The organism is Rhizobium lentis (genome assembly GCF_014200175.1).
In the GTDB taxonomy this organism is placed as follows: domain Bacteria; phylum Pseudomonadota; class Alphaproteobacteria; order Rhizobiales; family Rhizobiaceae; genus Rhizobium; species Rhizobium mulingense.
This window is the reverse complement of the sequence record NZ_JACHBD010000001.1, coordinates 1,140,024-1,153,826: the sequence shown is the minus strand read 5'-3', so window position 1 is coordinate 1,153,826 and position 13,803 is coordinate 1,140,024. Positions and strand designations below refer to the sequence as shown.

Genomic DNA, 13,803 nt, shown 5'->3' with positions numbered 1-13,803 from the left:
TTGCTGGAGGAAGATATGGATCTGGGATTGAGGGGAAAGACCGCGGTTATAACGGGCGCGTCGGTCGGCATCGGGCTGGCGATCGCCGAGGGGCTGGCGGCAGAGGGCACCGATCTCGTGCTGGCGGCGCGCGGCGGCGAGCGGCTGGAGGCGGAGGCCGCCCATATTGCCGAGAAGCATGGCGTCAGCGCCACCGCCGTTGTCGCCGACGTTGCGACGGCAGCGGGAACGGAGGCGATCATTGCGGCCGCCGCGGAGAAGGGCGGCGCCGATATCCTCATCAACAATGCCGGCACCGGATCGAACGAGACGGTGATGGAGGCGCCGGACGAGAAGTGGCAGGCTTATTGGGATCTGCATGTGATGGCTGCCGTGCGGCTTGCACGCGGGATCGCGCCGCAGATGAAGAGGCGCGGCGGCGGGGTCATCCTGCACAATGCCTCGATCTGCGCCGTCCAGCCGCTCTGGTACGAGCCGATCTACAATGTCAGCAAATCGGCACTGATGATGTTTTCGAAGACGCTCTCGACCGAGCTCATCCCGGACAATATCCGCGTCAACTGCGTCAATGCCGGCCTGATCCTGACACCGGACTGGATCAAGACCGCCAAGCAGCTGACGGCCGAAACCGGCGGGAACTGGGAAGGCTATCTGCAGAGCGTCGCCAATGAACATGCTGCTTCAAAACGCTTCGGCACGCCGGAAGAACTGGCGAATGTCTTCGTCTTCCTAAGCTCGGAACGGGCAAGCTACTGCATCGGATCGACCTATTTCGTTGACGGAGGCATGTTGAAAACAATCTGACGGATCAACGGCAAAGCGCGCTGGAGGCCGAGGACTGGCGGCACCTTCTGCGGACGTTGCCGAGATAAGCTATAAATAATAGCTATTTTGTTGTATCTTCACGCTTTCGACGCTATTTGCCTGCTATTGGCAGGATAAGTATTGCGTTTTCGACAGGGCAAAGACGATGCTGACGAAAAAGGGAAAATATGGCCTGAAGGCGCTGGTCGATTTGGCGCGGCTGCCGCCGGGCGAGACCGCCTTCATCAATGACGTTGCCGCCCGCAACAATATCCCGAAGAAGTTTCTCGATACGATCCTCTTGGAACTGCGCAATGTCGGCATCCTGCGTTCGAAGAAGGGACCCGGCGGCGGCTATTCCCTGTCGCGGCCGGCTTCCGAAATCCGCATCGGTCATGTCATCCGCACGCTCGACGGGCCCTTAGCGCCGATCCGCTGTGCCAGCCGTACGGCCTATGAGGCCTGCGACGATTGCGCCGATCCGGAAACCTGTCAGGTGCGGCGTTCGATGACCGATGTTCGGGACGCGATCGCCGCCATCCTCGACAATATGACCCTCGAGCAATTCGTTGCGGCCGGCGGCCATGTCGAGGGCGCTACGGAAGAATTTCCGATCTCTGCCGCCAGCTGAGATCTCTTCGTTTCCACATCGTCCCGCATAACGGCGGCGCCCTCTGCAAGCTTTCAGTTCTCGACTTTCTGCGACACATACTTGCCTGCGCTGCGCAGCAGCCTATCCCGAGGCAGCGAAAGCGCGTGAATGCGGGCATTGCGCCAATGGCGGTCGAGATTGAGCCCGATACCGGCCGATGCCTGCCCTGCGAGTTCGAACAGCGCATTGGCGGTGGCGAGCGCCGTATCGCCGGCTATGATCGCGGCCGCCGAAGCGGAAAAATACGCGTCCGCCATCGCCGCCTCCACGGGATTGACCTGGGCAAAGTCGAGTTTTCTGCCAGCCCGTTCCAAGGCCGCCGCCGTCGCTTCGATGCCAACGGCATGTTTGCCGAGCTGAGAGAGGACGGCGGCGCGATCGCCGATCGCTTTCATCAGGTCGGCCCACGCGGCTCGCGCGATACCGAGGCTTACCCCGGCCTTGAGCAGCAGGCCAAGCGACACGCCGGTCGAATATCCAAGCGAAGGCGCCGGCACGATGGCGTCGGCGTTAACATGGAGTGGACCGGCGATCGCCGTTGCCGATCCATTGGTGCGCTGGCCAAAGCCGTCCCAATCATCGACCACCTGCAGGTCTCCATCGCTGCCGGTGAGGTAGAACGTCGCCGGGCGGTCGGGCGGAAGTGTGAGGGCGGCGGCGATCCAGTCGGCATAGAGGATACCGGCGGCCTGCCGAGTGCGGCCGCTGAGGCGATAGCCCGGGCCATCGTCCGTCACCTCGCATCCCTCGGCGAAAGCGGCGGCCGCGAAGCGGTCGCCGAGCAGCACCCGGGCAAATAGCGAGGTCTTCAGATCCTCTCCGGCCTGAATGCGGAGTGTTTCCAGCGCAGAAAAATGACTCTCCAGAGTCTCGCCGATCGAGGCATCGGCCTCGGCAATGATCGCAACGATTTCGGCAAGTAGGGCATTCGGCACGTCGAGCCCTTCATGGTCGGGCGGAACAGTGATCGCCGTCAGTCCCGACATCGACAGCGCGTCGACTTCGGCAAACGGCAGAATGCGGTTGATATCGCGTTCGCTCGCCTCGCGCCGGAATGCGGTCGCGAGGTCACGGGCCGTGGAGATTGCCGCCTCTTCGCTCTCGATGCGCTGCGCTGGCGGTCTCAGGCGGTCACGAAACTGCGATATGGTTCCCATCGATCACTCTTTCCTCGACGGATAACAGGAGTGAGGGATTTCGCTCCGGATGATAAGAACGGTTTTTCTAGAAAAAACCGATGCTTCGAATTATCTCACCAACTTGATCGCCTTGCCCTCGACGCTACTTATGGTTAACCGGGGCTTCCTTGATTGAGAAACATGATGAGCGACTCTCTTGCTCGCCGCAGCGAGGTTTCGAAAATGGCACGCGAGCCGAGACCGCGTCCGACGCTGGATATCGCCGATATACCAACCTATGCCATCGGCGACATTCACGGCCGGCGCGACCTGCTCGTGAAGGCCGAACAGGCTATCCTGCGCGATGCGGCACGGCTGCCCGGGCGCAAGCTGATCGTGACGCTCGGCGATTATATCGACCGCGGCCCGGAATCGGCGCAGGTCATCGCTCACCTCATGGATCCGCCGCCGCAAGGTTTCGATCGGATCTGCCTTGCCGGCAACCACGAGATCGCCATGCTCGATTATATCGACGGCTGGCTTTCCTATGACGACTGGATGCGGATGGGATCGGCGCACTCGCTGAAATCCTATGGGCTCGATCCGGAACATCTGCCGCTGGTCTTTCCCTCCGGTGCACAGCTTGACGCCTTCCTCCGTCATTCGCTGCCGCACACGCATATCGATTTCATGCGGGCGATGCCGATCATGCTGGACACGCCGAGCGTATTGTTCGTCCATGCCGGCATCGATCCGGCGCAGCCAATCGCGGCGCAGACCGACGAGGATCTGGTGCTCATCCGCCACCGATTTCTCGAAAGCAGGATCCCTTTGCCGAAACTCGTCGTCCATGGTCATACGCCGAACGACGAGCCGGAGGTTCGCGCGGGGCGGCTCAATCTCGATACGCGCGCCTATCGCAGCGGCAGGCTGACCGTCGCCCGTCTGTGGCAGGGCCAGGTGCATCTGTTTTCCACCTGACAGGCATTGTCACTGGAGTGATCAAACCGTCTCCCTTTCGGTCGGGACCGCTTCGACCGGCCTGTCAGCTGAGCGGTTGCGACGCCGGCCGCGCAGCACGACGTAGAAAACCGGCGTCAGGAACAGGCCGAAGATCGTCACGCCGAGCATGCCCGAGAAGACGGCAGTGCCGAGCGACTGGCGCATTTCGGCGCCGGGGCCGGTCGCGATGGCAAGCGGCAGCACGCCGAAGATGAAGGCGAAAGCCGTCATCAGGATCGGGCGCAGGCGAAGATGGCTGGCCTCGATCGCCGCCTCGACCGGCGATTTGCCTTCTTCTTCCGCTTGTCGCGCGAACTCGACGATCAGAATGGCGTTCTTGGCCGCAAGGCCGATCAGCACGATCAGGCCGATCTGCGTCAGGACATTGTTGTCCATGCCGCGGAGCGAGACCCCGATCAGCGCCGCCAGCACCGCGAGCGGCACGATGAGGATGATCGCCAGCGGCAGAACCCAGCTTTCATATTGCGCCGCCAGCGCCAGGAAGACGAAGATCACCGACAGGGCGAAGATATAGACGGCGGTGTTGCCGGTATGGGTCTCCTGATAGGCGAGTTCCGTCCATTCGAAGGTCGTTCCCTGCGGCAGGATCTTCGCCGCCAGCGCCTCCATCTTCGCGATGGCGTCGCCCGTTGACGTGCCTGGCGTCGGATTGCCCTGAAGCGGCACCGAGACATACATGTTGTAACGCTGGACAAGCGCCGGGCCGCTGGCATCCTGAATGTCCATCAAGGTTCCAAGCGGAACCAGCGCGCCGGTCGCCGATCGAACCTTCAGGGCGAGGATATCTTCCCTATCCATGCGATACTGCCGGTCGGCCTGGGCGCGAACCTGGTAGACGCGGCCGAACGCGTTGAAATCGTTGACGTAAGCGACGCCAAGATTGATGGAGAGCGCGTTAAAGATATTGGGGATCGGCACATTGAGGAAGCGCGCCTTGTCGCGGTCGATCGCCAGGAAATATTGTGGGCTTGCATCGGAGAATGTCGTAAAGACGCCGGTCAATCCCTCCGTCGTCGCTGCCGCCCCCATCATCTGGCGGGCGAGGGCGAGCACCCGCGTTATATCGGCGTTTTCAAGGTCGGAAATCTGCATCTTGAAGCCGCCGGAATTGCCGACACCCCGCACGGATGGCGGCGGTATGGCGATGATGAAGGCTTCCTGGATGCTTTGCAGCTTGCCGAAAAGCTCGCCGATGATCTTGTTGGCGTTGTCTCCGCCTTCTTCGCGTTCGGCGAAGGATTTGAACGGGACGAAGACGACGCCGGCATTCGAGGCATTGGTGAATGTCGCCCCGCTGAAGCCGGCAAACTGCACGGCATTGCCGACGCCCGGCACGGTACGGGCGATATCGCCCACCTGCTTGACGACGGCGTCGGTACGCGCAAGCGAGGCGCCGTCAGGAAGTTGTATGACGATGATCGCGTAGCCTTGGTCCATGGTCGGGATGAAACCCGAGGGGACGCGCGTGCCGATGTACCAAGTTGCCCCCAGCAGGCAGACGAAGGCGACCATGGCAGCGCTCAAGCCGACCCAACTGCTGACCAGGTGCCGAACGGTCCATGAATAGCCGGAACTCATCCGATCGAATCCACGGTTGAAGCCATCGGCAAGGCCGCGCCCCAGGCGTGTAGCCATATTGACGCGCCTGGTTTCGTGGTCATGAGGCTTGAGCAATATGCCTGCCAGGGCGGGCGAAAGCGTCAGCGAGTTCAACGCTGATATCGCGGTGGTGACGGCGATGGTGACCGCGAACTGCCGGTAGAACTGTCCCGAAATGCCTGGGATGAAGGCTGTCGGCACGAAGACGGCGATCAACACCAGCGAGATGGCGATGACGGCGGTTCCGACTTCGTCCATCGTGACGTGGGAGGCCTGTTTCGGCGTCATGCCGCGGGCGAGATTGCGCTCGACATTTTCCACCACCACGATCGCGTCGTCGACGACGATGCCGATCGCCAGCACCAGGCCAAACAGGGTGAGCATGTTGAGCGAGAAGCCGAAGGCCAAGAGGACGGCGAAGGTGCCGATCAGCGAGACGGGGATGGCAATGATCGGAATGATCGCGGTTCGCCAGGATTGCAGGAAGACGAGCACGACGATCGCCACCAGGATCGCCGCCTCGACGATGGTTCGATACACTTCGGAGATCGAATCCGAGATGAATTCGGTCGTGTCGTAGACGATGCGATATTCCAGCCCTTGCGGGAAATTCTGCGACAGGTCCTTCATGATCGCCTGGACCTGATGGGCGGTATCCAGGGCATTGGTCCCCGGCCGGGCGAAGATGCCGAGCGCGACCGCGGGATCGTTGTTGAGATAGCTGTTGGTGACGTAGTCCTGTGCGCCGAGTTCGATGCGGGCGACATCCTGCAATTGCACGAGCCGGCCGCTATCCGTCGATTTGACGATGACGTAGCGGAACTCGCGCACGTCGGAGAAGCGTCCGTCCGTCCGCACCGTATATTCGAACGCGTTCTTGCCGGTCACCGGCGGCGCGCCGATCTTGCCGCCCGACACCTGGACGTTCTGGTCTCTGAGGGCGGCGACGACGTCATCGGATGTCATGCCGTAGGCAGAGAGCTTTTCCGGGTCCAGCCAGATTCGCATCGAATACTGGCGCTCGCCGAACAGCTGCACGTCGCCGACGCCATCCAGGCGAACGAGAACGTCGCGGATGCGGTTGCGGGCGTAGTTGGAGACGTAAAGCTGGTCATAACGGTGCGTCGGCGACAGCAGGTGCACGACCATCATCAGATCCGGCGAACTTTTGTCGGTTGTCACGCCGAGCCGCTGGACTTCCTCGGGAAGGCGGGGGAGGGCGATGGAGACGCGGTTCTGGACAAGCACCTGGACCTTATCGAGGTCGGTGCCGAGCTTGAAGGTAATCGTCAGCGACATGGCGCCGTCGGCACTCGAATAGGAAGACATGTAGAGCATGTCTTCGACGCCGTTGATCTGCTGTTCGAGCGGCGTCGAAACCGTGTCGGCGATGGTCTGCGGATCGGCGCCCGGATAGGAGGTGCGCACGACGATCGTCGGCGGCGCGATCTCCGGATATTGCGACACCGGCAGCTGCGTATAGGCGATGCCGCCGACGACGAGAAGGACGATCGAGATCACGGCCGCAAAGATCGGCCGGTCCACGAAAAAATGAGCGAATCTCATTGTCCGCTCTCCGCGCCGGCGGTTTCGGGCGCCGTGTCCTGCCGCTCTTTCGGCAGTTCGGTCATCTGGGGCGTGATCTTCGAGCCGGGACGGGCGCGGATTACGCCGTTGACGACGATCGTCTCGGTGCCATCGAGACCCTCGCGTATCACGCGGTAGCCGTAGAGCCGCGGTCCAGGTCTCACGGGCTTGGTCGAAACCGTGCCGTCGTCGGCAACGACATAGACGACGCGCTCGTTCTGATCCGAGCCGATTGCCTCGTCGGGGACAAGAATGGCCTGATAAGTGTTGGAAGCTTCGACCTGTATGCGGCCGAAGAGGCCGGGCTGCAGGACAAGGTCAGGGTTGGGGAACCGGGCCCGCAGACGAATGGTGCCACTCTGGTTGTCGACCCGGTTCTCGGCGAAATCGAGCTTTCCCTTGAAAGGTTTGGCATTGGGATCCGAGATCGTGACGGAGACATCCAGTCCGCCGCCGCCCTGCTGGAGATCCTTGCCCAATTTGCGGGCCGTGTCGGCAAAATTCAGCAGGCGGCGTTCGTCGACGTCGAAATAGAAATCGATCGGGTCGAGAGAAACGATCGTCGTGAGCACGGTCTGGTCGGTCTGCACGAGATTGCCGGCCGAGATCAGCCGGCGGTCAATACGGCCGCTGAGCGGCGCCTTGATTTCCGTATATTCCATGTCGAGCGACGCACGGTCGGCAGCGGCCTGCGCGCCGCGGACATTGGCCTCGGCCGAATCAAATTCGCGGCGGCGATCATCCAGCGTCTGCGCCGACTGACTGCCGCTCGAGGCAAGCGACTGGGCGCGCTTGTACTGCGTGTCGGCAAAGACCAGGGTGGATTGTGCCGCTTCGAGGGTCGCCTTTGCCTGGTTAAGCGCCGTAATGAAGGGTCTCTGGTCGATGACGAAGAGCAGATCGCCCTGCTTGACCAGGGCGCCGTCCTGGAAATGGATTTCCTGCAGGTAACCGCCGACGCGCGAGCGAACGGAGACTTCGTCGACCGGTTCGAAGCGACCGATGAACTCGTCGCTGTCGACGACGTCACGAACAACCGGCTTGGCGACGGTGACGGGCGGGGGCGGCGGGGCGTTTTGAGCCAGCGCGGCCAGAGGCATCAACGCCGCCATGCAGCCAAACACCGCGATCTGTCGAAGCGCGTAAGTCATACCGGTCCTCCAATCTCGGCGCGCGCTTTTTGCTGCCGCCAAACCCAATATGAAGTGATGTCGTTCATGTCTTGCTGCTTGATCGGAGGCGTTCGCCCCCTTGATTTCTCCGGCGTCCAATACCCTGGAAAGGAAGGCCGGCAGGCATGCAGATCAGAAAAATCGTAACGCTATGGAATTGGACTATAAACGGCAGCGGCGAAAAATTGCAAATGCCAATTGGCGGCGCTTCCTGAAACCATAGAGACGTCGCGGAAGGGCGTCAGCTCTCGACGATCTCATCCCTGCCGGGCGGAAGCGCGCCGAGCTCGGCCCAGTCAAGTTCCTGTTCCAGCATATGAAAGACATCGTCGTCGATCTCATCGGAGCGGCGCATCGCTGCCAGCTTGGCGCGTTTTGCGACGATGACATTGCGGCGCTGCTTATCGAGCCTGCTGACCTCGCGTGGATGTTTCCCGTCCGCGGCGATCTTGCGCTCCGAAGTGTAGACATCGCGCAGGATGCGGGTGGAATCGTCCTCGCCGCCTGTAAGCTCGGCCAGCGCTGCATCGATCAACGCCACGCGGGCTCTGGCGAGATCGCGCTCCAGGGACGTGTCCGGATCGAATTTTAGAAAACGGATCAGCGGGCCGAGCGTCAGTCCCTGGACGATAAGCGTGCCGAGGACCACGGCGAGCGCGCTGAGCAGGATGATGTCGCGATCGGGAAAGTCGATCGGCAGGGCGAGTGCCGTCGCCAGGGTGACGAGGCCCCGCATGCCGCACCAGCCGGCAAGCAGGCTGGCTGCAAACGTCGGAGCGGCCTGTATCGTGCGTCCGCGCGCTGCGAGAAATTTGATCGCCCGGTTGTAGAAGAGCACCCAGGCGAGACGGACGACGACGACGGTTCCGAAGACCGCGGCGGCGAAGCCGATCGCGAAACTCAGTCGGCCGGGATCGAGGTCGAGGACGATCTGGCGGGCCTGCAGGCCCATCAGCAGAAAGGCGAGCACATTGAGCAGGAAGACCGCAGCCTCCCACACAGAATAGGAGTGGATGCGGTGGCGGGCCGTCTGTAGTTCAGGCATGTAGCGGGCAATCACCATCGCGTAGACGACGATGGCCAGAATCGCCGAAAAATGCAGCCGCTCGGCGATGATCCACGTGCCGAAGGTGGCGACGAATTCGAGTAGCGTGCCGCCGAGCGTGCCGGCGAGCCTCAGGCCGACGACCATGTAGAGACGGCCCATGAGATAGCCGAAGACGAGGCCACCGGGGACGGCGAGAGCCAGTTCCGCCAGGGCGCCGGAAAAGAAGGCCGGACTGGCCGCGGCAGAAACCGCAGCGCTGAAGATCAGAAGCGCGACGGCATCGTTCAAAAGGCTCTCGCCCTTCAGGACGACATAGGTCTGGCGCGGCAGGGCGAAGCGATCGAGCATGGCGGTGGCGGCGGCGGCATCCGGCGGCGCGACGATGGCCCCGAGCGCGACGGCCGCGGCCAGCGGCAGGCCGGCCATCGTCACCCCGACGACGGCTACGGCTGCAGCTGTCAGGATCACGGCGATCGCGGCGAGCGAAAAGAGCGGCAGCCAGTTGCGCCTCAATGTTCTCGGCGGCAGATCATAAGCGGCGTCGAAGAGCACGGGCGCGACCAGCAACGCCAATGCAAGGTCGGGATCAATGGCAACCTCGGGAGCCCAGGGCACAGCCGCAACGATGACGCCGGCGATCGACAGCATTGTCGGATACGGAATTCGAAACTTCCTGGAGAATTGCAGAAAGACAATCGCCACCAGCAGGAGGGTCAGCATGCTTTCGAAGAACGCCATCAAGCTCCCCAAATACGCGCCTCGTGCGGAGGCGTTCCTGCCGCAGAATTAGGGCGGCGCAAGCCCGCGGCCACTGTCAAACGGGCTTGAGCCCAAGCTGCGGCATTTCAGCCGACGTTGCTGAATCTGCCGTCTGCGTCCTTGTGCTGACGGCAAGCTCAATATACATACGCATATCATAAGTATGCTTATAAATTCGGTCGCAGGTTTTCATGAGCTCTACGCCCACACTCGGTTTCCTTCTCCATGACGTCGCGCGGCTGCTGCGCAAGCGGTTCGAGCAGCGCGCGAAGTGCCTTGGGCTGACCCGGTCGCAATGGCAGACGCTTGCCTATCTCTCCAACAATGAAGGCATCCATCAGGGCGGCCTTGCCGAAATTCTCGAAGTCGAGCCGATCACGCTGGTGCGCATCCTCGACAAGCTCGCCGAACGCGGGCTGATCGAGCGCCGCCAGCACCCGACCGACCGGCGCATCTGGCTGCTCTACATGCGCGAAGCAGCCCATCCGCTGCTCGCCGAAATGCGCGAGCTCGGCGATGTGACCCGCGCCGAAGCGCTGGACGGCGTTTCGGCCGCGCAGCGCGAGCAGCTCTACCAAATCCTGTCCGCAATGAAGACGAACCTGGTGCAGGCTTGCCGAACACCAGTTGAAGAGAATGAGATGAACGATGGCTGATCAACCCAACCTCCGCGTCGTTGCCGACGCCAAGACATCTGACGAAAACGAAATCAAACAGCAGGAAACGGTAGCCGAAGCGCCTTCATCCAGTTCAGCGCCGGCTGCCGCCGTGGCTGCGCCTGGCGGCAACAAGGTCCGCCGCCGGCGCAGTCTCACACGGCCCGTCCTGTTCGCCCTGCTGCCGGTGTCGCTCGTCGTCGGCGGTTATTGTTACGTCAATGGCGGCCAGGTGATGTCGACCGACAACGCCTATATCCAGGCCGATATGGTCGGGGTCACCACCGATGTCTCGGGCATCGTCGAGCAAATCAATGTGCACGAGAACGAGGCGGTCAAGGCGGGGCAGGTGCTCTTCAGCCTCAAATCCGATTCCTTCAAGATTGCGCTCGATGGCGCCAAGGCGCAGCTCGGCGCGCAGCGCAATCAGATCATGAACCTCAAGGCAAGCTATCAGCAGTCGCTCGCCGAGATCACGCAGGCGGAAGCCGATCTGCCCTATTACCAGGATCAGTTCGATCGGCAGCAGAGCCTTGTCAACAATGGCAGCGCGACGCAATCTGCCTATGACGAGGCCAAGCACAATCTCGAGGCCGCGCGGCAGAAGGTTGCCGTCGCCAAGGCCGAAGCGGCAACGACGCTCGCCGAGCTCGGCGGCAGTGCTGACCAGCCGGTCGAGGAAAACCCGCTCTATCTGCAGGCCAAATCCCAGGTTGACAATGCGCAGCGCGAGCTTGACCACAGCGTCGTCAAGGCGCCGTTCGACGGCATCGTCACCAAGGTCAACGCCTTGCAGGTGGGCTCTTATCTTCAGGCGTCGCAGCAGGCCTTCTCGCTTGTCGCCACCGACCATCTGTGGATCGCCGCCAGCCCGAAGGAGACCGAGCTGACCTACGTCAAGCCCGGGCAGACGGCGGAGATCTACGTCGACACCTATCCCGGCATGATGTGGAAGGGCAAGGTCGAGAGCATCAGTCCGGCCTCCGGCTCCAGCTTCTCGCTGCTGCCGGCGCAGAACACCACCGGCAACTGGGTGAAGGTCGTCCAGCGCATTCCGATGCGCGTCAGCATTGAGGACGCCGGAGGCAAGCCGCCGCTTCGCGTTGGCATGAGCACGGTCGTCGATGTCGAAACCGGCCATGCCCGCGGATTGCCCGACTTCGTCAACAAGCTTCTGGGCCGGTCTCAGGGCAAGGATCATGAGTAACGCTCCCGCATCTCCGGCGATCCCCGTTGCCAATCGCGGTGCGATCACCGCCTGCGTCATTCTCGCCGTCATCATGCAGGCGCTGGATACGACGATCGCCAACGTGGCGCTGCCTTATATTCAAGGCAGCGTGTCGGCCTCCGCCGACCAGATCAACTGGGTGCTGACGTCCTACATCGTCGCGGCGGCGATCATGACGCCGCCCTCCGGTTTCCTTGCCGCCAAGTTCGGCCGCAAGCGCGTGCTGCTCGTCGCCATATCAGGCTTCGTCGGCGCCTCGGTGCTCTGCGGCCTGGCGCAGTCGCTGAACCAGATCGTCGCCTTCCGCTTGCTCCAGGGCCTGTTCGGCGCATCGCTGGTGCCGCTTTCCCAGGGCATCCTGCTCGACATCTACACGGTCGAGGAGCGCGGTTCGGCCATGGCGCTCTTCGGCGTCTCGGTCATGGTCGGGCCGGTGCTCGGCCCGGTCATCGGCGGCTGGCTGACCGACAATATCAGCTGGCGCTGGGTGTTCTACATCAACGTGCCGATCGGTGCGCTGGCCTTTGCCGGTATCGTCATCTTCGTATCGGAAACGAAGAGGGATGCGCTTGCCAAGCTCGACTGGTTCGGTTTCGGCATGATGAGCCTGTTCATCGCCTCGCTGCAGCTCTTCCTCGATCGCGGTGAGCAGCTCGACTGGTTTTCTTCCGGCGAGATCATGCTCGAAGCGATCATCTGTGCTGCCGCCTTCTATCTGCTGCTGGTGCACACGCTGACGGCGGAGAAGTCCTTCGTCAATCCGAAGCTGTTTCTGGACCAGAATTTCACGATCAGCATGATCTTCATCTTCGTGATCGGCATCACCTATCTCGCCTCGCTGGCGCTGATGACGCCCTATCTGCAGACGCTGATGGGCTATCCCGTCATCACCGCCGGCATCGTCATGGGGCCACGCGGGCTCGGCACCATGCTTTGCATGTTCATCGTCGGGCGGCTGATCGGCAAGGTCGATACACGCTGGCTGCTGGGGCTCGGCCTCGGCCTGACTGCCTGGGCGATGTACGACATGACCGGCTGGACGCCCGACGTTTCGCAATGGACGATCATCTCGGTCGGTTTCATCCAGGGCGCCGGTCTCGGCTTCCTCTTCGTGCCGCTGACGACGATCGCTTTCGCCACGCTACCCGCCCATATGCGCGGCGACGGCACCGGCCTTTACAATCTATCTCGCAACATCGGCTCGTCGGTGGGTATCTCGATCGTCTCGGCGCTGATCGTCGAAAACACGCAGAGCAATCATGAATCGATCGCCGCCTATGTGACGCCGTTCAACCATGCCTTCAATGCGGCGGCGGCGCAGGGGCTCAGTCCCGTGACGGCGGCCGGGCGCGCCTCGCTCAACGAGATCATCACGCTGCAATCGACGATCATCGCCTATATGGACGATTTCAAGCTGCTGATGCTGATGTCGCTTGCGGTCATTCCGCTGGTTCTGCTGCTGCGCAAGCCGAAAGCGGCGCCCGCCGTCGACCACAGTGCCGTCATGGAATAGTCAGCGAAACGGCTTGCTGAGATGACGCGATCCCTGGATGCCGAAGCGCCATGGCGCGTCGGCATTTTTCGTGATGCCGATGCGCTTACCCGAAACGATCGGCACCGGCGCGGAGAGCGTCAGCGCATAGGGAGGGTGGTCGAGCAGCCGGTCGTTGATCTCGATGTCGATGCCGAGCGCCTGGCAGAGTTTGCCGGGGCCGCTGCAAAGCGCCGTCAACATGTCGGTGCCGCGCCGCTGCATCATCAGAGGGATTCCTGTTTCCGGCTCAAGGGCCCGGATGAGCACGGCCGAACCCGGATGGCAGACGAAGTTCAGGCACCAATACATGCCGTAAATGCGGTAGATGTAGACATTGCCGGGGCGGCCATACATGGCGCCGTTGCGCCTGGTCGGGCCGCGGAAGCTGTGCGAGGCCTCGTCATCGGGGAAATAGGCTTCCGTCTCGGTGATGCGGCCGCCGACACCGTCGACTGTGAGATGGCAGCCGAGCAGAGCCCGGGCAACAGTGGCCGCATCGCGCTCGAAAAACGCCTTGAGGCTTTCGCCGGCAAGCGCGCCGGCGCCGATCGCGCCGCTTGTCATTCCACCATCGGTCATGGCCAAGGCAGATACCATTCGGTGCGCTTGGCGTCACCCTAAAA

At 62.2% G+C, this 13,803-nt stretch carries 11 protein-coding genes; 6 read left to right on the top strand and 5 right to left on the bottom strand.

The window, feature by feature from the left end:
• Positions 1–15 precede the first annotated feature (15 nt).
• Together GGI60_RS05570 and GGI60_RS05565 are read left to right on the top strand one after the other, a co-directional pair.
• The gene (locus tag GGI60_RS05570) at positions 16–804 is read left to right on the top strand and encodes an SDR family NAD(P)-dependent oxidoreductase (protein ID WP_183911909.1); all 789 of its coding nucleotides are present in this window, start codon (positions 16–18) and stop codon (positions 802–804) included.
• A 166-nt stretch (positions 805–970) separates the two neighbouring features.
• Positions 971–1,435, top strand: a complete 465-nt coding sequence (locus GGI60_RS05565) for an RrF2 family transcriptional regulator (RefSeq protein ID WP_097582028.1) — start codon at positions 971–973, stop codon at positions 1,433–1,435.
• Between the two features lie 53 nt (positions 1,436–1,488).
• Here the strand turns inward: GGI60_RS05565 and GGI60_RS05560 are convergent, their stop codons facing one another.
• Complete coding sequence (locus tag GGI60_RS05560; RefSeq protein WP_183911911.1) at positions 1,489–2,613, bottom strand: monooxygenase; 1,125 nt, start codon at positions 2,611–2,613, stop codon at positions 1,489–1,491.
• Positions 2,614–2,778: 165 nt separating this feature from the next.
• Here GGI60_RS05560 and GGI60_RS05555 point away from each other — a divergent pair, with 165 nt between their 5' ends.
• Positions 2,779–3,555 (top strand): metallophosphoesterase, encoded by a 777-nt coding sequence (locus GGI60_RS05555; RefSeq protein ID WP_183911913.1) that lies wholly within the window; start codon positions 2,779–2,781, stop codon positions 3,553–3,555.
• 21 nt (positions 3,556–3,576) lie between these two features.
• Here GGI60_RS05555 and GGI60_RS05550 read toward each other — a convergent pair whose 3' ends face one another.
• The 3 genes from GGI60_RS05550 to GGI60_RS05540 all read right to left on the bottom strand — a co-directional run bounded on the left by GGI60_RS05550 (position 3,577) and on the right by GGI60_RS05540 (position 9,741).
• Positions 3,577–6,762, bottom strand: coding sequence for an efflux RND transporter permease subunit (locus GGI60_RS05550; RefSeq protein WP_183911915.1), 3,186 nt, complete (start codon positions 6,760–6,762; stop codon positions 3,577–3,579).
• Positions 6,759–7,934, bottom strand: coding sequence for an efflux RND transporter periplasmic adaptor subunit (locus tag GGI60_RS05545; protein ID WP_183911917.1), 1,176 nt, complete (start codon positions 7,932–7,934; stop codon positions 6,759–6,761). The genes GGI60_RS05550 and GGI60_RS05545 overlap by 4 nt, the downstream gene beginning before the upstream one ends.
• A 262-nt stretch (positions 7,935–8,196) precedes the next feature.
• On the bottom strand, positions 8,197–9,741 hold the full coding sequence (locus tag GGI60_RS05540; RefSeq protein WP_183911919.1) for a sodium:proton antiporter: 1,545 nt from the start codon (positions 9,739–9,741) through the stop codon (positions 8,197–8,199).
• Between the two features lie 212 nt (positions 9,742–9,953).
• Between GGI60_RS05540 and GGI60_RS05535 the strand changes: the two genes are divergently transcribed.
• Genes GGI60_RS05535 through GGI60_RS05525 form a run of 3 tightly spaced genes read left to right on the top strand, consistent with a single transcriptional unit; the run spans position 9,954 to position 13,159 of the window.
• Positions 9,954–10,418 (top strand): MarR family winged helix-turn-helix transcriptional regulator, encoded by a 465-nt coding sequence (locus tag GGI60_RS05535; RefSeq protein ID WP_183911921.1) that lies wholly within the window; start codon positions 9,954–9,956, stop codon positions 10,416–10,418.
• Positions 10,411–11,625, top strand: coding sequence for an HlyD family secretion protein (locus tag GGI60_RS05530; RefSeq protein ID WP_183911923.1), 1,215 nt, complete (start codon positions 10,411–10,413; stop codon positions 11,623–11,625). The genes GGI60_RS05535 and GGI60_RS05530 overlap by 8 nt, the downstream gene beginning before the upstream one ends.
• On the top strand, positions 11,618–13,159 hold the full coding sequence (locus GGI60_RS05525; RefSeq protein ID WP_183911925.1) for a DHA2 family efflux MFS transporter permease subunit: 1,542 nt from the start codon (positions 11,618–11,620) through the stop codon (positions 13,157–13,159). The genes GGI60_RS05530 and GGI60_RS05525 overlap by 8 nt, the downstream gene beginning before the upstream one ends.
• Here GGI60_RS05525 and GGI60_RS05520 read toward each other — a convergent pair whose 3' ends face one another.
• Entirely contained in the window at positions 13,160–13,777 is a 618-nt protein-coding gene (locus tag GGI60_RS05520; RefSeq protein ID WP_246720302.1) for a DNA-3-methyladenine glycosylase, read from the bottom strand.
• Between the last annotated feature and the right edge of the window lie 26 nt (positions 13,778–13,803).

Coding starts and splice junctions, on each gene's coding strand:
- GGI60_RS05545 (WP_183911917.1), bottom strand. CDS start 7,934: ATGACTTACGCGCTTCGACAGATCGCGGTGTTTGGCTGCATGGCGGCG.
- GGI60_RS05550 (WP_183911915.1), bottom strand. CDS start 6,762: ATGAGATTCGCTCATTTTTTCGTGGACCGGCCGATCTTTGCGGCCGTG.
- GGI60_RS05535 (WP_183911921.1), top strand. CDS start 9,954: ATGAGCTCTACGCCCACACTCGGTTTCCTTCTCCATGACGTCGCGCGG.
- GGI60_RS05555 (WP_183911913.1), top strand. CDS start 2,779: ATGAGCGACTCTCTTGCTCGCCGCAGCGAGGTTTCGAAAATGGCACGC.
- GGI60_RS05520 (WP_246720302.1), bottom strand. CDS start 13,777: ATGGTATCTGCCTTGGCCATGACCGATGGTGGAATGACAAGCGGCGCG.
- GGI60_RS05540 (WP_183911919.1), bottom strand. CDS start 9,741: ATGGCGTTCTTCGAAAGCATGCTGACCCTCCTGCTGGTGGCGATTGTC.
- GGI60_RS05570 (WP_183911909.1), top strand. CDS start 16: ATGGATCTGGGATTGAGGGGAAAGACCGCGGTTATAACGGGCGCGTCG.
- GGI60_RS05525 (WP_183911925.1), top strand. CDS start 11,618: ATGAGTAACGCTCCCGCATCTCCGGCGATCCCCGTTGCCAATCGCGGT.
- GGI60_RS05560 (WP_183911911.1), bottom strand. CDS start 2,613: ATGGGAACCATATCGCAGTTTCGTGACCGCCTGAGACCGCCAGCGCAG.
- GGI60_RS05530 (WP_183911923.1), top strand. CDS start 10,411: ATGGCTGATCAACCCAACCTCCGCGTCGTTGCCGACGCCAAGACATCT.
- GGI60_RS05565 (WP_097582028.1), top strand. CDS start 971: ATGCTGACGAAAAAGGGAAAATATGGCCTGAAGGCGCTGGTCGATTTG.